Below are 20,646 nucleotides of genomic sequence, written 5' to 3'. Positions count from 1 at the left end.
AGGTACCAAATAAGTGATGGGCGGCGCACGCCGTGCGCACTACGCCACTCCCTGAAGTACGCAAGCTAGTGCGGGAGCGGTTACGGGCCGGTAGGTGGGCCCGCCTATTAATCAGCGGCCAAGCCACCTATGGGTGGCAACCGGTGTCCTTGCGCAGCAAGGCGGGCAAGTGCGCAACCAAACCGGCCGCAACGGCCGCGCCGGCCTTAATTTCAGCCCTACAAACCTTCTTATTTCCCAAACATGATACAGCACACAGTGCGCCAGGCGGGCGTGGTAGCGGCCTTCTTACTGGCCGGCACCAGCGCCGCGTGGGCGCAGGTTGGCCCTGGCACCCAGTGGACCAAAGACGGCTACGGCTACCTGCGGGTAGAAAAGGACGAAATAGTGCAGCTCGATGCCCGCAAAACGGGCCAGCCAACTACCATTCTCAGCAAGCAGCAGCTCACGCCCCAGGGTGCCACCGAACCGTTGAAAGTGCGGCGCTTTTCGCTCTCCGACGATGGCAAGCTGGTGCTGCTCAACACCAACACCAAGAAAGTGTGGCGCTACGACACCCGCGGCGACTACTGGGTATATAACCGCAACAGCAAGCAGCTGAGCCAGTTGGGCAAAGGCCGGCCCGAGTCGTCGCTGATGTTTGCCAAGTTTTCGCCCGATGGCAGCAAGGTGGCCTACGTGAGCGAGCACAACCTGTACGTAGAGAACCTGGCCGACCACGCCATCACCCAGCTCACGCAGGACGGCACCGACCGCCTCATCAACGGCACCTTCGACTGGGTGTACGAGGAGGAGCTGGACTGCCGCGACGGCTTCCGCTGGGCCCCCAACGGCCAGAGCCTAGCCTACTGGCAGCTCGACGCGACCAAAACGCGCAACTACCTGATGCTCAACACCACCGAGCAGCTCTACCCCTACACCGTGCCCGTGGAGTACCCCGTGGTGGGCCAGGACCCCAGCCGCGCTCGCATTGGCGTGGTGGCGGTGGCCGGCGGCGCTACCAAGTGGATGGACATCCCCGGCGATGCCGTGCAGCATTACCTGCCCCGCATGGAGTGGGCCGGCCCGAGCGAACTCATTGTGCAGCAGCTCAATCGCCGCCAGAACGAGAGCAACATTATTCTGGCAAATACCACCACGGGAGCGGCCAAGCCGATTTACAGCGAAACCGACAAGGCCTGGGTCGATGCCAAGGACGGGGCCGTGGGCTGGAACTGGATTGACCACGAAAAAAGCTTCGTGTGGGCCAGCGAAAAGGACGGCTGGCGCCACCTCTACGCCATCGACCGCACGGGCAAGGAAAAGCTACTTACACCGGGCAACTACGACGTTATCAGCGTCGAAACCATTAGCGAGCCCACGGGCACGATTTACTTCATGGCCTCGCCGGCCAACGCCACCCAAACCTACCTCTACAAGGTGGCGCTGAAGGGCGGCAAGGCCGAGCGCGTGACGCCCGCCGCCCAGGCTGGCTCCAATAGCTACGACATCTCGCCCAACGGCAAAATTGCGCTGCACACCTACTCCAGCGCCGCGAGCCTGCCGGTGGCCGACGTAGTGAGCCTGCCCGCCCACCAGCGCCTGAGCGGCGGCGAAACGCCCCCCACGCCCGCCGGCTTCAAGGTGCCCAAAACGGAGTTTTTCCAAGTGAAAACCGCCGATGGCGTGACCCTGGACGGCTGGATGGTAAAGCCCACTAACTTCGACCCTAAGAAGAAGTACCCAATTGTATTTTACGTGTACGGCGAGCCCGCCAGCCAGACCGTAACCGACCGCTTCGGCACGGGCCTCAACCGCCTCTACCAGGGCAACATGGCCGACGATGGCTACATCTACGCCTCGCTCGAAAACCGGGGTGCGCCCGCCCCACGCGGCCGCGAGTTTCGCAAGGCCATTTACCACAACATCGGCTCGCTCAACATCCGCGACCAGGCGCTGGGCGCGCAGGAAGTGCTGAAAAACAGCTACGTAGATACCAGCCGCGTGGCGGTGTGGGGCTGGAGCGGCGGCGGCTCCTCCACCCTCAGCCTGCTGATGCAGTACCCCAAAATCTACAAAACGGGTATCTCCATTGCGGCCGTGGACAACCAGCTCAACTACGACAACATCTATCAGGAGCGCTACATGGGCCTGTTGCCCGAGGACAAGCACTACTTTGTGGATAATTCGCCGCTGGCCCACGCCAAGGACCTGCGCGGCAACCTGCTGCTCATCCACGGTACCGGCGACGACAACGTGCACTACAACAACGCCGAGCAGATGATTAATGAGCTGATTAAGAACAATAAAACGTTTCAGCTGATGAGCTACCCCAACCGCTCGCACAGCATTTCGGAGGGCGAGGGCACCGGCCGCCACCTGGGTTCTACCTACACCAAGTTTTTGAAGGAGAATTGCCCTCCCGGCGGGCGGTAGGGTATCAGCGTGTTTTCACCGCAGCAGACGCAGATGAGACGCAGAGGTCGTTCTTCTGCGAAGCCCGCTGCGTCTGCTGCGGTGAAAACATATCAACCACAAAAAGGCCCCGTTTCCAACCTGGAAACGGGGCCTTTTTTATGGCCTATTGCGCTTACAGGCAGCTTATTGCATGTGCACGCGGAACTGCCATACCTGCTTGTCGAGCGCGTAGCTCAACTCTTGCAGCAGGTTGGAGGTTACCTCATCTACCTTGCTCTGGTGGTCGATGCGCTGGCGCACGCGCTTGGCTACGACGGTGATGCGCTCGGTCATCATGATAAGCACTTGCTTATCTGTGAGATAGCCACCGGGGAAATCGCCTAGGTTGGCCGTGGCGGCTACTACGCCCGTGCGGCTGTCGATGGGGCTACCCACTTGCAGCACGCGCTCGGCCAGGATGTCGGCGTACTTGCGATACTCGTCGGCGTTTTCCTGAAGCTTTTCGTGCAGCGGCAGGTAAATGGGGCCGCGCAGGTTCCAGTGGCTCTGCTTGGATTCGTGAAACAGCTCCAGCAGCTCTACTACGGTGGCTTGCAGGTCGTCGGTGATGGGCTTGCGCTTGTCGGCCTCCACCGGAATTTGGGCGTCGGCGGCCGGGTTGCGGTAGTCGAGCTTGCCGTTGGCGTCGGCGGGCGGCGTGGGGGTGTTATCGGGGGCCATGGTGCCGGTGGCGGCGGGGGCATTGCGCCGGTTTTGGGCAGCGGCTTCGCGGGGGGCACTCAGGGCCAAAACGGCCACCGCAGCGGTCAACAGATAAATTTTCATAACGTAAAAAATGCGTGAACTAGGCGTTGGAGCCCATTGGAAAGTAGTTCTTACTTCTGGCTAAGTAGTCCTTTAACGGATGGTCACCTTAGCGTTTTCTTAAGGAAAAATTAAAATATCCTTAAGAATCCTGGGTTTCCCTACCAGCCCACCCCCACCCGGCGCGCATTACCGTTACCAGCTTATACGGGCGCCGGGCAGCTAATCGCTTCGGCGCTCTTTATTTTAACGCTCTTTATTTCAGGACTCACGCAAAAGCCGTTTGTCCTTGCGAGCGCAGCGAAGCAATCGCACTAAAACGAGCTGTTCGGGGGCTATTATTTCGCTGCGCTCGCAAGGACAATTATTTTTCGTAAGCTTTATACTTAATACAAATGATAATGTTAAGCCATGCCCCTACTATTGATAGAAGATGAGCCCGGTATTGCCCGGTTTTTGAAGCAAGGCCTGGAGGAGGAAGCCTACCTGGTAGACGTGGCCGACAATGGCCCCGAAGGCTTGGCCCGCGCCCTAGCCCAGCCCTACGACCTGCTGCTGATAGACTGGATGCTGCCCGGCCTCACCGGCCTGGAGGTGTGCCGGCAGCTGCGCGGCCAGGGCGTGGGGGTGCCCATCATCTTTCTCACGGCCAAAGACACCGTGGCCGATACCGTGGCGGGCCTGCAAGCGGGGGCCAACGACTACATCCGGAAGCCGTTTCACTTTGAGGAGCTACTAGAGCGCATTCGGGTGCAACTGCGGCCGGCGGCGGGGCCCACCGAGCAGTTTGGGGTGGGGCCCATTGTGCTCGACGTGGCTACCCACCAGGTGCACAAGCATGGTGAGGAAATTGCCCTTACCCAGAAAGAATTTGCCCTGCTCGAATACCTGCTGCGCCACAAAGGCAAGGTGTGCCGCCGCCAAAGCATTATTGAGGACGTGTGGGATATTCACTTTGAGTACAACACCGGCGTGCTCGACGTGTATATGAACGCGCTGCGCAAGAAGCTGCGCCTGGGCAAGGAAGAGGAATATTTGCACACCATTCGCGGCATTGGGTATGTTGCGCGCGACTAACATGAACCTGCGCTTTAAAGACCGCATTGCCCTGCACTACATGCTGGCCACTGCCGCGCTGGTGGCGGCCGCCTACCTAGTGGTGTTTGGAGTGGTGCACCACCGCGTGTATACTGACCTAGACCGCAACCTGCGCTTTGAGGCCACCAAGCACATGGGCGAGCTAGCGGTAACGGCCACCACCATCCGGTTTGCCAACCGCAGCGAGTGGGAAGAGCGCGAGCACCTGGAGGTGCAGGTTGCCCCAGTATTTATTCAGGTAAACGACGCGCGCGGGCACCTCACCGACCGCTCGCCCAACCTCAAGGCCGACCAGCTGGCCTTCGATGCCACGCCGGGCTGGCGCGCGCCCCGCAACTCGGTGCTGCGTGGCAAGGCCCTGCGGCAACTGCAAGTACCGGTGGTGCGGGGCGGGGCCACGGTGGGCTACCTGCTGGCGGCCATTTCGTCGGAGGCGGCGCAGCAGGTGCTCAGCAGCCTGGAAATGGTGCTGCTAGGGTCGTTTCCGGTGGTACTGCTGGTGCTGTTTGGCAGCGCGCGGGGGCTGGCGGGGCGCAGCATTGCGCCCATTATTCAGCTTACGGCGGCCACCAACCGCATTACGCGCACCAACCTGGCCGAGCGCGTGGCCCTGCCCCCACGCCCCGACGAACTGCACACCCTGGCCAGCGCCATCAACGGCCTGCTGCACCGCGTGGAGCAGGCCGTGGAGCGCGAAAAGCAGTTTACCGCCGATGCCTCGCACGAGCTGCGCACGCCGCTGGCCGTGCTGCGGGGCACGCTCGAAGTGCTGGTGCGTAAGCCCCGCACGGTGCCCGAGTACGTGGAGAATATCTCGCTTGGTATTCAGGAAATTGACCGTCTCACTTACCTCGTAGACCAGCTGCTATTATTGGCGCGCTTCGAGAACCACGCCAAGACCCTTAATCACCGCGAGCTGGCCGTGGGCAGCTGCGTGCACGACGTGCTACACCGTCATCGCAACAGTCTCAATACCAAACATATACGTGTAGATGTGCAGGACCCCGACCCCACGCCCATTACCTCGGACCCCTACCTGGTCGATTTAATTCTGGATAACGTGCTGGCCAATGCCATCAAGTATTCGCTGGCGGGCTCGGCCATTACGGTGGTGCTGGCCCCGGCCGGGCCGGGGCTCAGTTGCACCATCCGCGACGAGGGCATTGGCATTCGGCCCGAGGAGCTGGACAAGATTTTCGACCCCCTCTACCGCTCCGATGCCCTGAGCCACAAGCACATCGGGGGTACCGGCCTGGGCCTGTCCATCGTGGCCAAGGCCAGCGCGCTCCTCGGCATCAAGCTGGAAGTGCAGAGTGTGCTAGGGCAGGGCACCGCGTTTACGCTACGCTTCCCCGCGTAGCCAGTCGTTGCGCCGGTGCATGCGTCAACCAGTCGGCCGGCTGCGCCGGCGCAACGACTGGCTACACGGCGCATACGTCAACCGGTCGGCCGGCTGCGCCGGCGGACCGGCGCAACGACTTAAAGCCTTCTATAAGCTGTTGGTGATTCAGGCAAAGCAGCCTGCAACGTTGCCAACGACTCGCCCGCGCCGGAGGGCAGACCCAGCAGCCGGGCCACCGCCTGGTACACCACCGCCGGCCCCGCCGAGTGGCGCAGAATACCAGTCTCGCCGGCCGCCTGCGTCGCCTTGCTCAGCTTTTGCCCGGTCGCGTCAGTGAGCAGGCCATGGTGAAAAAGCTGAATAGTGTTCTGGTTAAAATCCTTTAAATCAGAAACCTGACCAGCTAGCCACAACTGCGCCGCCGTGCTGGGCAGCAAGTCGTGGCCGCGCACAATGAGCGTAGTACCCAGGCGCAAATCGTCTACCACCGAGGCCAGTTGATAGGCAACCACACCGTCTTTTTTGCGCACTACAAAATCGGGCATTTCGGCCGCTAGCGATACGTTCACGGCCCCTTGCCCCCCATCGGCCCAGCTGATAGTGGTGCCCGCCGGCACCCGGGCGCGCCAGGCCACGCCGGGCGTGGCCAGTGGCACGGGCGCGGTGGCCCCGCCCGTGCGCGAGCGGGGGCTGCCGTAGAGCAAGCCCGGCGGCGGGGCGGCCCCGGGCAGGGCCAAGCGCCGCAGCGCGTAGTTGTAGGCGGGCAGGTGCAGCAACTGCGAGTGGTGGCGTAGAAAATCATCGGGGCCACTTGGCCCGTAATCATACTCTACTTTTAACCAATTGATTACCTCAAATATATTGCCAAGGTAAGCCTGACGCAGGCGGGCGCGGTCGAGGTCGTCAATGCGCAGGTGCAGGGTGCCGCCGGCTTGGCGTACCAGCAGCCAGGTGAGCACAAAGTTGACCGCGTTGCCCAGGTGCAGGTAGCCGCTGGGCGTGGGGGCCAGCCGGCCGGTTATTTGTTGCTCATTAGGCGTTTCCTGTTTTCCGGCGGGCAAATTCATGCCAGAAATCGGGCTATAATTTCAGCAGGAGTTAGCCGGTAATATGTGCCGTTTTTTCGTTTTTGCCGGGTGAAATAACTATAATTATAATTTTTGGGGCAGTTTATTTTCAACAATTCGTAGTAATAATCCTCCAAGTAATACTGGCTGAATTGTTGGGCAAACGTCAGGTTCTGCCACTCTTCGGCTGGCTCCTCAACCTGTTTGGTAAGTCGATTGACAAGTTCGATTACTTCGCCCTGCGTAATATTTTCAACCCGCACCGGCGGGGGCAGCGAGAACCGAAAGGCTAGCTCTTCTTTACTCCCGCTTTCGTAGTATTCAAACAGGTCGCTTTCGGAAATTGGCTTGCCAGTCAGCGACTTAAGCTGCTCAAGAACCTTCTTTAGCCCAGCCTCATCGCCGTGGTCGCTGGCTGCATCATACTCGGCTATCAGGTGCAATACCCGCGGATAGCGCTGCTCAGCCCTACTCAATTGCGGCTTCAGCTCCGGGCGAAGCGGCTTAAAATCAGCGATGTTGCTTTTCATAATGCGTTGCGAGGGTTGCGCTTACTCCACCACTATCCACGGCTCACCTTTGGTATGCGCCCGCAGCTCGCCAAAACACTCCAGGGTCAGCCCATACTGGGCAAACACGGCCTGGGCGGCCGCCTCGGCCGCGCCGGGCTCTACGCACACGAGAAGGCCGCCCGAAGTTTGGGGGTCGCAGAGGTAGAATTTCTGCTCATCGGTGAGCGGGCCAATTTTGTGGCCGTAGCTCTGGAAGTTGCGGATGGTGCCGCCGGGCACCGCACCTTGCAGCAGGTAGCGCTCGGCTTCGGCTAGGCGCGGCACGTGCAAGTAGCGCACTACCGCCTGCACGCCGCTGCCCTCGCACACCTCCGAGAGGTGGCCCAGCAGGCCAAAACCCGTGACGTCGGTCATGGCTTTTATACCCGCAATCTCGCCCAGGTCGGCCCCAATTTTATTGAGCTGGCGCATTTGGGCGGGGGCCACGTCGGCGTCTTCGGGCCGCAGAATCTCGCGCTTTTGCGCCGTGGTCAGTATGCCCACGCCCAGCGGCTTGGTGAGGTAGAGGCGGCAGCCGGCGGAGGCCGTGTCGTTGCGCTTCAGGTTTTGCTCGCTCACCAAGCCCGTTACGGCCAGCCCAAAAATGGGCTCGGGCGAGTCGATGCTGTGGCCGCCGGCCAGCGGAATGCCCGCCTCGGCGCAAATGGCGCGGGCCCCCTCCGTTACGCGGGCCGCCACTTCGGGCGGCAGCTTGTCGATGGGCCAGCCCAGCACGGCAATGGCCAGCAGCGGCCGTCCGCCCATGGCGTACACGTCGGAAATGGCATTGGCCGAGGCAATGCGCCCGAAGTCGAAGGCATCATCGACGATGGGCATGAAGAAGTCGGTGGTGCTGATAACGCACTGGCCGGCCTGGCCCGGCAGGCGGTACACGGCCGCATCGTCGCGGCTGCCGTTGCCCACCAGCAGGTTGTCGTAGTTGGGCTGGGGTAGGCTGCTGTGCAGGATTTTATCGAGCACGCTGGGCGCAATTTTGCAACCGCAGCCCGCGCCGTGGCTGTATTGGGTGAGGCGGATTTGGTCGAGTTCGGGCGTCATAGGATGAGGGGCGTAAGTAGGTACTAACCGACGGGCGGTTGTTTTTCTTTCTAGAGCGTCCAGGCGGCGTGCTGCAACACCACGCGGTAGCCGTCGGGGTCGGCAAAGGTGCGGCCCCGCTGGTCCCAATACGCATTGTGGGCCGGCACCGCCGGGTAGCCGTGCGCCAGCAGGCGGGCCACGGCGGCATCCCAGGCGGCACGCTCGGGCAGGTAAAAAACCAGCAGGTTTTCGGCGGTTGGGGCGGGCGGCACCACGTGGCCCGCCTGCTGGGTAAACTCCAGGTGGTACGGGGCTTGCGGCTGGCCCACCAGTAGGCCATCGAAGCCATCGTGGCCCGCGAAGGCGTACAACTCGCTCAGGCCCAAGGCCTCAATGTAGAAGTGGCGCAGGGCAACCAAGTTGTTGGTTGGCCGCGCTACGCGGAGCGTTGGGGTCATGGGCAATTTTATTTAGTATTACTACTAGTTAATTCAGGCTATCAGCTGAGCTACTTTTAGTGGCCTTCATTAGCGACCAAACGCATGCTTCATCGCCTTTCAAACGTGCTTTTCCTTCTGGGAGGAATATTCTTCTTACCAACAATTTCGCAGTCTCAAATCCTTATTGCGGTTAAAGACGCGGCTACGAACCAGCCGATAGAGTACGCGCAAGTGGCGGCCCTGCGCCTCAACGAAGGTGGTTTAACGGATGCGCAGGGAAATATGCAGCTCGGCAACCCCGCGCCGTTCGATTCCATTCTGGTTTCGGCGCTGGGTTACACGAGCGAAAAGCTTTACCTGAAGACGGTGGCCAGCAGCCCAATAGTCTACTTAAAGAGAGCGCCGATAGCCCTGAGCGAAGTAGCCGTTTCGGCCAAGCGCCAGTCGGTAAAATTTTATACGCAGCGCATTGGGTGGGTTGACGACCGGGTAAACACCTTTTTCAATCTGAGCCGCGCCTGCACCAGCAAGGGCACCCGGGTAGTAGTATGGATTGAAAACCAAACGCACACGGCCGGCCTAGTGGAAGGAGTGGTACTCAAGCTGCTCGCAAGGCCCAACGCGCAGCACCCCAAACCCACGCTCGTGCGGGTTTGCGCGCTGGCGGGTAGTCAGGCAACCGGCCCCACGCAGGAAACTGGTACGGAATCGATGATTTTCAAGGTTGCCCCTGGCAGCCAAACGCTCCGCCTCCAGCTAGCGAAAAGCCAACTGACCCTACCCGCGCAAGGAGGCTTTGTGGGCGTAGAGTGGGTAGATAACCCAGCCGAAGCCCTCCCCTTCTGCCTCGCTCTCACAAATTCCGATGCCAATACCAATGACCTGAGCAACACCTGGCAAAGCTACCGTGGCAAAAAATGGACGCGCTACGGCGTAGGGTACGGGGCCGATGGCAAGCTGCGCCGCTTCCGCAATAGCAACGCCCGGGTTGATGCGCTGGTGGCTTTTCCTAAACAATAGCGCATACCGGACGGCTCCGGCGGCCGCCAATGGCACGTGCGGCCGCCGGGGCCACCCGGGCACTTTGAGGCTAAAAAAGCCTCTTTCAAAAAAATAAAGCCCTTTTATATCCTACAAATAAAACATTAATTACCAATTACTTATTATTGAAGTGTAACGCCACTTAACCCCCTCCCATCATGCGCAGCATTCTACTCGACGTCATGCGAATCCCGGTTGATGACCCGGTCGCTTTTACCTTCTTCACCGGCTACATGGCCATGATGGCAGCGGCGGTGTTCTTCCTCTTCGAGCGCGGCACCGTGGCCGACAAGTGGAAAACCTCGCTGTTGATTTCGGGCCTTATTACGGGTATTGCTTCCGTGCATTACTACTACATGCGCGACTACTACGTGAGCACCCATGAAACGCCGGTTGCCCTGCGCTACATTGACTGGACGCTGACTGTGCCGCTGATGGTAATAGAGTTCTACCTGCTCGTGCGCGCCGCCGGGGCTAAAATTGCCTTGCTCTGGAAACTCATTCTGGCGGCCGTATTTATGCTGGTGTGCGGCTACATTGGGGAAGCCTTCACCGATGGCTCGATGAGCCACTCCATGATTTGGGGCTCGCTCTCGACCCTAGGCTACCTCTATATTCTGTATACAGCCTGGCTGGGCGAAGTGGCGCAGCTGGCCGCCAAAACCGACTCGGTGGCGGTGCAGAAAGGCGTGCGGGCCCTGGCTTGGTTTATCCTGGTGGGCTGGGCCATTTACCCAATTGGCTACATGGCCATGCCGGGCGGCCTGCTCGGTAGCAACGGCGGCCTGGGCATTTTGAACGCGCACAGCCTCGACCTGATTTACAACATTGGCGATGCGATTAATAAAATCGGGTTTGGCCTCGTGGTCTATGGCATTGCCCGTAGCGAGTCGGCGGTGAAAGTAGCGCCCTCCTCCGCCGCTTCTGTGGTGTAGCGAGCCGGCTGGCTCACCTGCTTTTTTTACTGGCAGCCCGCCGCACGCCTCGGCGTGCGGCGGGCTGTTTTGGTTTTGCTGCATCAGCGCGAAATAACCTTCTCGTGTTCAAGCAGATAGTTTGGCTCAATAGACCCGAGAACTGTGCTAAGCGAGGCGAGTTGCTCGCACTCGCCGTTCAACTTTAGCAGGCTTTAGGCGAAGCAAAGTCCACCGGCCGCCAGACCGGTAGTTGGTTAATTTTTATTTCTTCTCATGGCTCTCCTCTCGCAAACCACGCCCAGCGGCTGGCCCTACCGGTACTATTCCTACGCTGCTGTGCTGGGGATGGCGGGCCTGGGGCTGGGCTTTCCGGCGCTGGCCGGGCGGCTACTGGGGCCGCCGCTGGCCATGGGCATGGTGCTGCTGGGCGTGGCCCACGGCGCTTGCGACCACCTGGTGATGCCAGCCGGTGGCCGAATGGCCACCGGCTGGCGCTATTGGCTGTGGTTTTTAGTGGGCTACCTGGGCCTAGCTGGGGCGGTGGGCCTGCTGTGGTGGCGCTGGCCGGCCCCGGCGGTGGGCCTGTTTCTGGTCCTCACGGTGTGGCACTGGGGGTCGGCCGATGCGCCGGCCCTGTGCCAGGGGCAACCAGGGTTGTGGCTGGTACACAGTGTACTACGAGGCCTGCTGATATTTGCCGTGCCCGCCTGGTGGTGGCCGGCTCAAACTGCTAGTGTCATCAACGGCTTGTTGACCTTCACCGGGGGCCAGCCAGTGCTCGCGGCCACATTCGCGGCGGGAGCCGCAGGACTGGGGTTGCTGACTTTGGTTGGGCATTTGGCACTGTGGGGTTGGCATGCCCGCCAGCAGCACGGGGCCGCGCTGCGCACCGATATATTGGAGACATTGCTACTCGCGGGCTTGTTTGTGGCGCTGCCGCCCCGGCTGTCGGTGGCCGTGTACTTCGTGTTTTGGCACAGCTTACAGCACGTGTTGCGGCTTACCAGCTGGCTGGGCTACGCCGTGGGGCAGCAGCGGGGCCGGCCGGCTAGCCCGGCCCTGCTGCCGCGCCTGGCGTTTTTTCTGAAGCGGGCGGCCCCGCTGCTACTGCTAAGCTGCGTGGCCCTGTTGGTGCTGGGCCGCCTGGCGGCCACCCGCCTACCAGATTCCGAGGCTTGGTTTAGTCTGGCGCTAGTGGTAGCGTCGGTGGTAACGCTGCCGCACGCGGTGCTCGTCTCCACTATCATGGATGCACCCTTTTGGAGGGGGCTGAGCCGCCGCCCGCCTGGCCAGCGCGGCTTGCGCGCCTCTTCACCAGCCGTGCCGCTGTAGCGAGGGCGTGTCGCGCGGAATCATATCCTTCTGGAAGAACGATTGGCGAGTTACGGCCTTCACTGCGTGGGTAGTTGCTTTTTGAAATAAGTATTACTGGCTGAGCTTATTTGGTGGTGGCCCATGCCTGGGGCGACTCATGCTTCCCACGTGAGCAAGTTTTTTCTGCGGTTCCTAAAGCGGTTTTCAGGTTAGCGTACGGGGCGGACTAGCAGAGTTCAGCCGGCTGCCCGCTCTTTGAAAAAACAAGCAGCGTGAACAACGAGCGGACAACCGCCCGTCCGCTGCGCGCACTTCCATTACACCAACCTTAAAATTATTGGAGGCCCGGGTACGTGCTCCGGTCGGACGGCTCTACCGTCAGCCCGGAACACATACCCAGGCTAGGGAAGTTGCGCTAGTTTTCAACCGCTGCCAGCACCAGCGCCGCATTTGCCGCCGCCTCTACCCCCTCGGTGGCCACCGTCACGGCGGGGCGGCCAGTAAGGCCGAAGCCGTAGGTTTTGTCGTAGTAGCCCAGCACGAGGTCCACCATGCGGGGCATGTCGTTGTCGGCGATGGCACCGAGGGCCTCTTTGGTAACAAGGCCGCCGAGGCGCTTGTGCAGGCGCAGCACCGCAGCAGCCAGCCCGGCGGCATCCTGGCGGCCGTAGTTGGCGGCCAGGTACTGCACGCGGGCTTCGCGGGGCACGTCGAGCACCAGCAGCGGGGCAGCCTGCATTTGGGCAAAAAAGGGCGTGGGCACGGTGAGGCTACCGATGCTGCGACTCTCATCCTCCACCCAAATGGGGCGGCCGGTGGGCAGGGCCGCCAGCGCGGCAGCCAGGTCGTTTTCAAACTGCTCCTGGGTGGGCTGCGGCGGCTGGCCCAGCGCCCCAAACGACGAGCCCAGGTGGTTGGCCAGGCCCTCCAGGTCGAGCACGGGCTCGCCCTGGGCGGCCAGCGCGTGGAGCACGGCGGTTTTGCCGCTGCCGGTGTAGCCACCCAGCACGCGCAGCTGGTGCGGGCGGGCCAGCTCGGCCAGCGCCCAGCGGCGGTAGTCTTTGTAGCCTTTGTCGAGCAGGTTCACGTGCAGGCCGCCCAGCTCCAGCAGCCACTGCACGGCGCCGCTGCGCATGCCACCGCGCCAGCAGTGCAGGCGCACTTCCTGGCCGGGAGCCAGCTTGCGGGCCTCCTCCACCATCGTGCGCATTTTGGGGCCGAAGAAGTCGAGGCCCATCAGCACGGCCTTGTCGGGGTTCACCTGCTTGTAGGTGGTGCCAATGCGGGCGCGCTCCTCATCGGTGAAGAGCGGCAGGCTGAGCGCCCCCGGAATGTGGCCCTGCGCGTACTCGGCCGGGGCGCGCACGTCGAGGATGGGGCCGGTGGCGGTGGTCAGGAAATCGGTAATCGGGTGGCGGGGCATGAGCGGGTAAATAGGATAGTCAAACTTACGGGCCGGGCGGCCGGGCGGGGGCAAACCACGGGCAAGCCAGTGGCACCGCCAGCCCTTAACGGCGCTTTTTCGTTCCGCGGGTGGCCTACCTTCCCGGTGCGGGCAGTAAGTTTGCAGCTAATTCGCGGTAAACTCTCCGGGCTTCCGGCCGGCTTGCCGTACGCTTTCGCTAATGCTGACAGCTTTTCTCGTCTTCTTCCCGCTTGCCGCCGCCCTTCTGTTGCACTTCGCCAAAGGTAGCGCGGCCCGCGCCCTGGCCTTGGGCGCTTCCTTCCTGGAATTGGCCGTGGCCGTGTTTGCGGCCTTCGCCTTCGTTCGCAACGGGCCGGCCGGCTTCGACCTCAACCTCAATTGGATACCATCGGCGGGCATCAATTTTCACCTTGGTATTGATGGCCTGAGTTTGTGCTTGGTGCTGCTCACCACGGTGCTGGTGCCCATCATTCTGGCCACCGCGTTTCGGCACGAGGAGTACGAGAACCCCGGCGCGTTCTACGCCCTGGTGCTGTTCATGCAAACCGGCCTGCTGGGCGTGTTCACGGCCATGGATGCGTTCGTGTTTTACTTCTTCTGGGAAGTGGCGCTGATTCCGATTTATTTCCTGGCCGGGGCCTGGAGCCGCCACGAGCGGCGCATCCAGATTACGTTCAAGTTTTTTCTGTACACCATTATTGGCTCGCTGTTTATGCTGGCCGGCTTCGTGTACTTATACCTGCAAACCAGCCCGATGGCCGGCTCGCTGGCCGCGCATTCGTCTGATATTCAGGCGATATATGCCGCAGGCAAGCAGTTGGCCGCCTCGGAGCAGTCGTGGCTGTTCTGGCTCATCTTCGCCGCCTTTGCGGTGAAGATGCCGATTTTCCCCTTCCACACCTGGCAGCCCGACACTTACACCGAATCGCCGGCCCCGGCCACCATGCTGCTCTCGGGCATTATGCTGAAAATGGGCATCTACGGCTGCCTGCGCTGGCTGCTGCCGGTGGTGCCCCTCGGCGTGAGCCAGTGGCAGCAGCTGGTGATGGTGCTGGCTATTATCGGCATTATCTACGGCGCTATCATCGCCATTCGGCAGCGCGATATGAAGCGCCTCATCGCCTACTCATCGCTCTCGCACGTGGGCCTGATGATTGCCGGCGTATTCTCGCTCAAGGCCATCGGCCTGCAAGGCGCGGTGGTGCAAATGCTGGCCCACGGCGTTAATGTGGTGGGTATGTTTCTGGTGGCTGATGCCATTGAGCGCCGCACTGGCACCCGCGACCTGGCCGACCTCGGCGGCCTCACGCGCCGCACGCCGCTGCTTTCGGTTTGCTTTTTGGTAATGCTGCTGAGCACCGTGGCCCTGCCGCTCACCGGCGGTTTTGTGGGCGAGTTCCTGCTGCTGGCCGGCGTGTACGAGTTCAATATGTGGGCCGGGGCCATTGCGGGCCTCACCATTATCTTCTCGGCCGTGTACTTGCTGAGCATGTACCAGCGCGCTATGCTGGGGCCCGACTCGGCTTATTCGGACACAATTACCGACCTCACCGGGGCCGAGCTGGGCATGTTTGTTCCGCTCATCGTGCTGGTATTCTGGCTAGGCTTGTTTCCTGGCACGTTCCTGCATTTATCGGAGCCCACCATTAGCAGCATCCTGACGGCCGTTGGCCGGTAAGTTTTTTGGCTATTAGCTGATAGCTTTTAGCTGTTGGCTTTTGTTCAATCAGCTAGTTGTTACTAACAGCTGACCATTCAAAAAGAGCAAACGGCTATGGGCCGCACCAACGCCTCCATTAGCAGCTAACAGCTCAACATCAAGCTATCAGCTAACAGCTATTAGCCAACAGCTAAAAATATGCTCCCCATCGTTCTCCTCTCCGTCTTCGGCATCATCAACCTGTTCTTAGGCTTCATGCGCTCCAACCGGGCGCTGCTGCCGTTTGCGCTGGTGGTGCTGGCCCTCGTGTTCGGCGTCAACCTGCTCGACTGGAACCACGCTGGTAGTATTACGGGCCTGTTCGACTCGCCCTACGTGGCCCAGATGCTGACCGTGGACAACTACTCGGTGGCCTTCAGCGGCATTGTGCTGCTCACTACGCTGGTGCTACTGCCCTTCTCGCGCTCCTACGTGGCAGCCGGCGAGCCCAACCTGGCCGAGTACTACTCGCTACTGCTGTTTTCGCTGGTGGGGGCCATTATGATGGTGAGCTACAACCACCTCATCATGCTGTTTGTAGGTATTGAAATCCTGAGTATCAGCATGTACTGCCTCGCGGGTTCCGACAAGCGCAACGTGCGCTCCAACGAGGCGGCGCTCAAGTACTTTTTGCAGGGCGCGTTTGCCACGGGTATTCTGCTCTTCGGCATTGCGCTGGTGTATGGCGCTACCGGCACCTTCCAGCTCAACGAGCTGGCCGCCGCCATTGCCACGCCCGCCAACGCCAGCCTGCAATCCATGCTGTATGTAGGCGTGCTGATGATGGTTATCGGTATCGGCTTCAAGGTATCGGCCGCGCCGTTCCACTTCTGGACCCCCGACGTGTACGAGGGCACACCTACCTTCTTCACCGCCTTCATGAGCACGGTGGTAAAAACCGCCGGCTTCGCCGCCTTCCTCAAGCTGCTGCTGGTGGCCCTGCCCGGCGCCAGCGCCGTGTGGCTGCCCACCATCGTGGCCATGGCCGTGCTTACGCTGCTACTCGGCAACGTAGGGGCCGCCGTGCAAACCAGCGCCAAGCGCATGCTGGCCTACTCCAGCGTAAGCCACGCGGGCTACCTGCTACTGGGCCTCATTGCCGGCCGTGGCCAGCTAAGCGGCCCCGCCGCGCAGGCCATTTTCTTCTATAGCCTCGCTTATTCCGTTGCTACGGTAGCGGCCTTCGGCGTGCTCAAGCTCGTGTCGGACCAGCGCCAGCGCGAAGACTACGCCGGCCTCGCGGGCCTGGCCCGCACCAACCCGCTGCTGGCCTTCGTGATGACGGTGGCTATGCTGTCGCTGGGCGGCATTCCGCTCACGGGCGGCTTCTTTGGTAAGTTCTTCATTTTCACGGCCGTAGTGGCGCAGGGCTACATCTGGCTGGTAGTATTTGCGGTGCTGATGAGCATGGTGGGCATCTACTATTATCTGAAGCCTGTGATTGCCATGTACATGCGCCCCGCCGAGCCGGGCAACGAAGCCCCGATTGTGGTCGATGGCTTTCAATCGGCCACGCTGGTGCTACTAGCTATTATGACGCTGGTGCTGGGTATTCTGCCGGGTTTCCTGAGCGGTTTGCTATAAGCGGGCGTCTTTGGTAACGCCTCGCTAAGCGATTATAAAAGAGAACGGTCATGCTGCGCTTGTCGCAGCATGACCGTTCTCTTTTTGCCTATTTAGCTAGCCGCTGAGAGAAGCTCTCAAACCCGCATGAAGAATTAAAAGTCTAATAATCAGACTTATAACTTATTATAAGACCTGTGCAGAAAGCTCTTTTTTAGCCCCAGCGGAGCGATATGTCACTAGCAGCCACCTGCGCAAAAACAACAAAGCTCAGTAGAGGCGCACTCGGGCCACGCAGCATTAGAGTACCGTCCTTACGGGTCTTTAATGCTGATTTTCAACAGCTTACTAGTAACATATTGCCCCGCTAATGCTAAAAAAAGGCCGTTTGTGTAAGTTCTGATACAGAAAGGTAGTCATGCTGCGCTCGGCGAAGCTTCTCTATTGTTCACTAAATCAATCGCTTAACTAAGCAGCAGGAACGGCAGGGATTTTCCGTCAAGCGCAGCATTATATTCAGCTAACCTATTAAAATATAGACACTTATACCTAAACGCTGGGCGGCTCGCTCAGCTGCCGGTCGGCCAGGTGGCCGTTTTCGAAGCAGGTGCTGCCGCAGTACACCGACTGTTCGTCGTGGCTGGTGATGTGCTGGCGATGGAGCAGCACGCTGCGGCTGACGCGCAAAAACTGCCCGCGCAGGTGGGCCGGCACCAGCTGGTCGAGCACGTAGGCCAGCGAGCCGCGAATAGCGTGCACGAGCTGCAGGGCGGGAGCCCGCAGGGTGACGTAGTTTTTACCGGCTTCGAGGCTGGCCACGTCGTTCCAATTCAGCTTGACGATTTGCAGGCCCGCTTTCACGAAGAAATAATCGGGGGTGCCGGTGGGGTCGCTGGGGTCGGGCAGGGGGGCCTGCGGCTGGGTGATGCCGCGCTCAATGGCCGTTTGGATGGCCGCAAACAGCGCCGCATCGTTGGCCGGCTTGATGAGGTAGCCGCTGGGGCGCAGGCGCGTGGCCTGCCGAATGGTATCGAGGTCGTTGTAGGCCGTGAGGAAAATGAAGGGCGGCGGCGCGGGCTGCTCGCGCAGCTGCTGGGCCAGGGCTAGGCCGTTGTGGGTGGGGTTGGCGCTGCGCAGGTTGATGTCGAGCAGCACCAGGTCAGGCTGGTACTGGGCCAGGGCTTGCTGGGCCTCGGCGTAGGAGTAGCAGGTAGCCAGCACGTTATAGCCCAGGTCTTGCAGGGTATCGCCCAGCTCCTGGGCTATCAGGGCTTCGTCCTCGACTACCAGCAGGTTAAGTTTGGGTGGGGAGGGCGACATGGGGCAGGCACAGGGCGTAGTGAAAGGGCTGGGCGGGGCGGGTAGTGAGGGTGGCGTTGAGCTGGCGGGCCAGCAAGGTAATAATTTGGGTGCCGAGGCCGCCTAGCTCGTGCGCCGGCTGGGGCGGGGCCGGCCGGTGGGGGTCGGGGGGCCAGCCGTTGTCGGCATAGTCGATGCAGGTGACGTCGGCGCGGCGGGTCACGCTCACGTTGATTTCCAAGGCTTGGTCATCGGTGTCGGCGTACTTGATGGAGTTCGTTACCCACTCGTTCAGAATGAGCGAGAGCGGAAAATGGCTATCGGTGGGCAGGTCGAGGTCGTCGGTGCGCAGGTGCGTCACCACCTGGCGGCCGTTGGCCAGGCAAGCTACCACGGCCGAGATGAGCGCCCGCAGGTAGTCGGCCACATCCAGACCGGCGGGGTTGCGCAGCAGCTGGTTGTGCAGGGTGGCAATACTTTCGACGCGCAGGCGGGCGGCCTGCAACTGCTCCAGCACCTCGGGGTTGTCGGTGCGGCGCTCCTGCATGCGCAGCAGGCTGAAGAGGATATGCAGGTTGTTTTTGACGCGGTGCTGGATTTCCTTGTTCAGCAGCTCCACCTGGGCTACCTTGCCGTCGAGCTGCTGGTTGCTGGCGGCCACGGCCTGGCTGGCAGTGGCCAGCTCCTGGTTGGCGGCGCCAAGCTCCTGGTTCATAGTGGCCAGCCGGTGCGCCTGGCGGTTGGCGCGCCCCCCCTGCCGGGCCAGGTGAAAGCTCAGCAGCGAAATAACGACCAGGCCCACGCTCAGCCCCCACAGGATGCGGGTGCGGGCCAGCTGGCTGGCGGCCTCGGCGGCACTCTGCTGGCGGCCGGCGGCCTCTTCCGAACGCAGCAGCGCCTGCCGCAGCCGGCCCACGTCAGCACTGCCGCGCAGGCTGTCATTCAGGTGTTGGTAGTCGCTCAGGTAGTGGTAGGCCAGGGCATACTGCCCGGCGGCGGCAGTAAGCCGGGCCAGGTTTTGGGCGTAGAAAAGGCGGTCGGGGGCGGGGTGGGTGCGGCGGTAGGCCCCGCCCAGCGAGTCGAGGTAGGGCGAGCCGGGGCGGTGCCTACCCAAGATATCGACCCGGCTGCGCACCAGGTAATAATGCGTGAGGTGGTCGTAGGTTTCGGGGTCGTTGTGCACCCAGGCCCGGCGCGCGAGGGTAGTGAGCAGCGAATCGGCCAGGATGTAGTGGCCTACCTCGGTGGCGATGAGGGCCATTTCGACGGTGAAGGGCAGCTGGCGCAGCAGGGCGGGGGGCTGCCCGGCCAGCTCGCGGCGCATGGCCTGCAGCTCGGCAATGGTGCGCAGGGTGTCGGGCACCTTATCGTAGGCGTGGGCCACCAGATGCCAGGCGTAGTAGTAGCGCAGGCGCTGGGCGGGCACCCGCCGAAATAGCGCCGTGGCCTGCCGGAACAGGGCCACCGTGGTTTGCGGCTCCTTGTTCCAAGCATCGTACACGCGGCCCCGGGCAAAAATGGCCTCGGCCAGCAGCAGCGTGTCGTTGGCGGTGGTGGCCAGCGCCTGGGCCCTGGTGTAGTAGTTGAGGCTGTGGGCCAGCGACTCGTCGCCGCGCTTGAGGGCATATACCGAGTCGCCGGCGTGCAGCAGGGCGAAGAAAGGTACCTGACCGGCGTTGACGGGTACGGGCAGGTGGTCGGCCAGCGGCGCGGCGGCGGGGGTGGGGCCAGCCGGCGCGGGCTGGCCGGCCGCGTTGGCTACAGCCAGCAGCAGCAGCAGCCCCAGCGCCGGCCAGCCCCACCGCCATCGGCCCGGCAGCTGCCAACGGATGAAGAGAGAACTCATAGCGGAGGCTGTAAAAAGAAAGCAAAGGTACCGGCCAAGCAATGGCTTAGTCAGCGCCGCCAGCCTCAAAGTGGCCGGTTCCCGACCTCAAAAAATGAGGTCGGGCGTGTCAAGTATTTTTGTTTTTTTATAAAATACTTCACATCAAGTCGTCATTGGGTGTGCCGCGCCGCACCCACCCTCCTGCCCACGTGCGGGCCTGGTTTGGCCTCTCGCAGGCCGAACTGGCCTTGGACCTGGGCATCACCTCCGCCATGCTCAGCTCGCTGGAAGGGGGCAGCCGGGCCTTGAGCGCCGCCGTGCGCCCGGCCCTGCTGCCGCTGCTCCCCCATCTGCCCACTGCCCCCGAGCCGGCCCCGGCTCCTACTGCCGCCCTGCCCGCCGGCACTGCCCCGCCCGAAGCCGCCGACCTGGACCTGCGCCGCCGCCAGTGCCAGCAGCGGGCCGCCCACCTGCTGGCACTGGCCGACCAAGCCCAGGTGGCGCGGCACTGGCAGGCCGCCCTGCTGGCTACGGACGCCACCGAGGCCGCCGCCGCCCCCGAGGCCAATGCCCAGGCCCGCGCCACCTGGCGCACCAGCCGGCTGCACCGCCACGCCCGCCCCCTGCCCGCTGCCGCCGCCACCCAGCACCGCTTGCTGCTGGCCCGCGCCGCCGGCCTACTCGCCGAGGCCGCCGCCCTGACCGAAGCCGCCGCCCTGGCATTCGGGGCCCCGGCCACCAAGGCAACCAACTAGAGCGGTTTCCAAGTCCGTGTACGAAGCCGGGGCGGGCTGCCGGCTTTTCGCCGGCTGTCCACTC

General features: G+C 62.0%; 17 protein-coding genes. 9 read left to right on the top strand and 8 right to left on the bottom strand.

The annotated features are described in order from the left end of the window. The first annotated feature begins 243 nt into the window (after positions 1–243). On the top strand, positions 244–2,415 hold the full coding sequence (locus QMK33_RS15550) for a S9 family peptidase (RefSeq protein ID WP_283565529.1): 2,172 nt from the start codon (positions 244–246) through the stop codon (positions 2,413–2,415). Positions 2,416–2,580: 165 nt separating this feature from the next. Here QMK33_RS15550 and QMK33_RS15545 read toward each other — a convergent pair whose 3' ends face one another. Then, on the bottom strand, positions 2,581–3,222 hold the full coding sequence (locus tag QMK33_RS15545) for a Dps family protein (protein WP_283565528.1): 642 nt from the start codon (positions 3,220–3,222) through the stop codon (positions 2,581–2,583). A gap of 390 nt (positions 3,223–3,612) precedes the next feature. Here QMK33_RS15545 and QMK33_RS15540 point away from each other — a divergent pair, with 390 nt between their 5' ends. Beyond that, a complete protein-coding gene (locus tag QMK33_RS15540) occupies positions 3,613–4,278 on the top strand; it encodes a response regulator transcription factor (RefSeq protein ID WP_283565527.1) in 666 nt (221 codons plus the stop codon). Position 4,279: 1 nt separating this feature from the next. Then, positions 4,280–5,659: a sensor histidine kinase gene (locus QMK33_RS15535; RefSeq protein ID WP_283565526.1), complete on the top strand. Its 1,380-nt coding sequence runs from the start codon at positions 4,280–4,282 to the stop codon at positions 5,657–5,659. A 119-nt stretch (positions 5,660–5,778) separates the two neighbouring features. On the opposite strand, the gene QMK33_RS15530 is transcribed toward QMK33_RS15535, so the two are convergent. The 4 genes from QMK33_RS15530 to QMK33_RS15515 are packed head-to-tail and all read right to left on the bottom strand — an operon-like array spanning position 5,779 to position 8,758. Beyond that, positions 5,779–6,708, bottom strand: coding sequence for a glutamate--tRNA ligase family protein (locus QMK33_RS15530; RefSeq protein ID WP_283565525.1), 930 nt, complete (start codon positions 6,706–6,708; stop codon positions 5,779–5,781). Continuing rightward, on the bottom strand, positions 6,705–7,238 hold the full coding sequence (locus QMK33_RS15525) for a hypothetical protein (protein WP_283565524.1): 534 nt from the start codon (positions 7,236–7,238) through the stop codon (positions 6,705–6,707). The genes QMK33_RS15530 and QMK33_RS15525 overlap by 4 nt, the downstream gene beginning before the upstream one ends. Positions 7,239–7,259: 21 nt before the next feature. Then, positions 7,260–8,318, bottom strand: coding sequence for a selenide, water dikinase SelD (gene selD, locus QMK33_RS15520; protein WP_283565523.1), 1,059 nt, complete (start codon positions 8,316–8,318; stop codon positions 7,260–7,262). Positions 8,319–8,368: 50 nt separating this feature from the next. Then, entirely contained in the window at positions 8,369–8,758 is a 390-nt protein-coding gene (locus QMK33_RS15515; RefSeq protein ID WP_283565522.1) for a VOC family protein, read from the bottom strand. Between the two features lie 84 nt (positions 8,759–8,842). Here QMK33_RS15515 and QMK33_RS15510 point away from each other — a divergent pair, with 84 nt between their 5' ends. From QMK33_RS15510 to QMK33_RS15500, 3 genes are all read left to right on the top strand, one after another. After that, positions 8,843–9,760 carry a carboxypeptidase-like regulatory domain-containing protein gene (locus QMK33_RS15510; RefSeq protein WP_283565521.1) on the top strand — a complete coding sequence of 306 codons (918 nt, stop codon included), beginning with the start codon at positions 8,843–8,845 and terminating at the stop codon, positions 9,758–9,760. Between the two features lie 179 nt (positions 9,761–9,939). Then, positions 9,940–10,716: a bacteriorhodopsin gene (locus QMK33_RS15505; RefSeq protein ID WP_283565520.1), complete on the top strand. Its 777-nt coding sequence runs from the start codon at positions 9,940–9,942 to the stop codon at positions 10,714–10,716. Positions 10,717–10,971: 255 nt separating this feature from the next. Beyond that, on the top strand, positions 10,972–12,030 hold the full coding sequence (locus QMK33_RS15500) for a Brp/Blh family beta-carotene 15,15'-dioxygenase (RefSeq protein WP_283565519.1): 1,059 nt from the start codon (positions 10,972–10,974) through the stop codon (positions 12,028–12,030). Between the two features lie 397 nt (positions 12,031–12,427). On the opposite strand, the gene mnmH is transcribed toward QMK33_RS15500, so the two are convergent. Next, the gene (gene mnmH, locus QMK33_RS15495; protein ID WP_283565518.1) at positions 12,428–13,435 is read right to left on the bottom strand and encodes a tRNA 2-selenouridine(34) synthase MnmH; all 1,008 of its coding nucleotides are present in this window, start codon (positions 13,433–13,435) and stop codon (positions 12,428–12,430) included. 202 nt (positions 13,436–13,637) lie between these two features. Between mnmH and QMK33_RS15490 the strand changes: the two genes are divergently transcribed. Both QMK33_RS15490 and QMK33_RS15485 read left to right on the top strand, forming a co-directional pair. Then, the gene (locus QMK33_RS15490; RefSeq protein ID WP_283565517.1) at positions 13,638–15,116 is read left to right on the top strand and encodes a complex I subunit 4 family protein; all 1,479 of its coding nucleotides are present in this window, start codon (positions 13,638–13,640) and stop codon (positions 15,114–15,116) included. A 180-nt stretch (positions 15,117–15,296) separates the two neighbouring features. Continuing rightward, on the top strand, positions 15,297–16,721 hold the full coding sequence (locus QMK33_RS15485) for an NADH-quinone oxidoreductase subunit N (protein WP_283565516.1): 1,425 nt from the start codon (positions 15,297–15,299) through the stop codon (positions 16,719–16,721). A gap of 528 nt (positions 16,722–17,249) precedes the next feature. On the opposite strand, the gene QMK33_RS15480 is transcribed toward QMK33_RS15485, so the two are convergent. Both QMK33_RS15480 and QMK33_RS15475 read right to left on the bottom strand, forming a co-directional pair. Beyond that, positions 17,250–18,020, bottom strand: coding sequence for a LytR/AlgR family response regulator transcription factor (locus QMK33_RS15480; protein WP_283565515.1), 771 nt, complete (start codon positions 18,018–18,020; stop codon positions 17,250–17,252). Continuing rightward, complete coding sequence (locus QMK33_RS15475; RefSeq protein ID WP_283565514.1) at positions 17,995–19,845, bottom strand: sensor histidine kinase; 1,851 nt, start codon at positions 19,843–19,845, stop codon at positions 17,995–17,997. Before QMK33_RS15475 ends, QMK33_RS15480 begins: the two co-directional genes overlap by 26 nt. Positions 19,846–19,964: 119 nt before the next feature. Here QMK33_RS15475 and QMK33_RS15470 point away from each other — a divergent pair, with 119 nt between their 5' ends. After that, on the top strand, positions 19,965–20,582 hold the full coding sequence (locus QMK33_RS15470) for a helix-turn-helix domain-containing protein (RefSeq protein ID WP_283565513.1): 618 nt from the start codon (positions 19,965–19,967) through the stop codon (positions 20,580–20,582). The last annotated feature ends 64 nt before the right edge of the window (positions 20,583–20,646 follow it).

Source organism: Hymenobacter sp. H14-R3, assembly GCF_030063445.1.
Taxonomy (GTDB): domain Bacteria; phylum Bacteroidota; class Bacteroidia; order Cytophagales; family Hymenobacteraceae; genus Hymenobacter.
The sequence above is the reverse complement of the archived record's forward strand: the minus strand, read 5'-3'. Positions and strand labels throughout refer to the sequence as shown.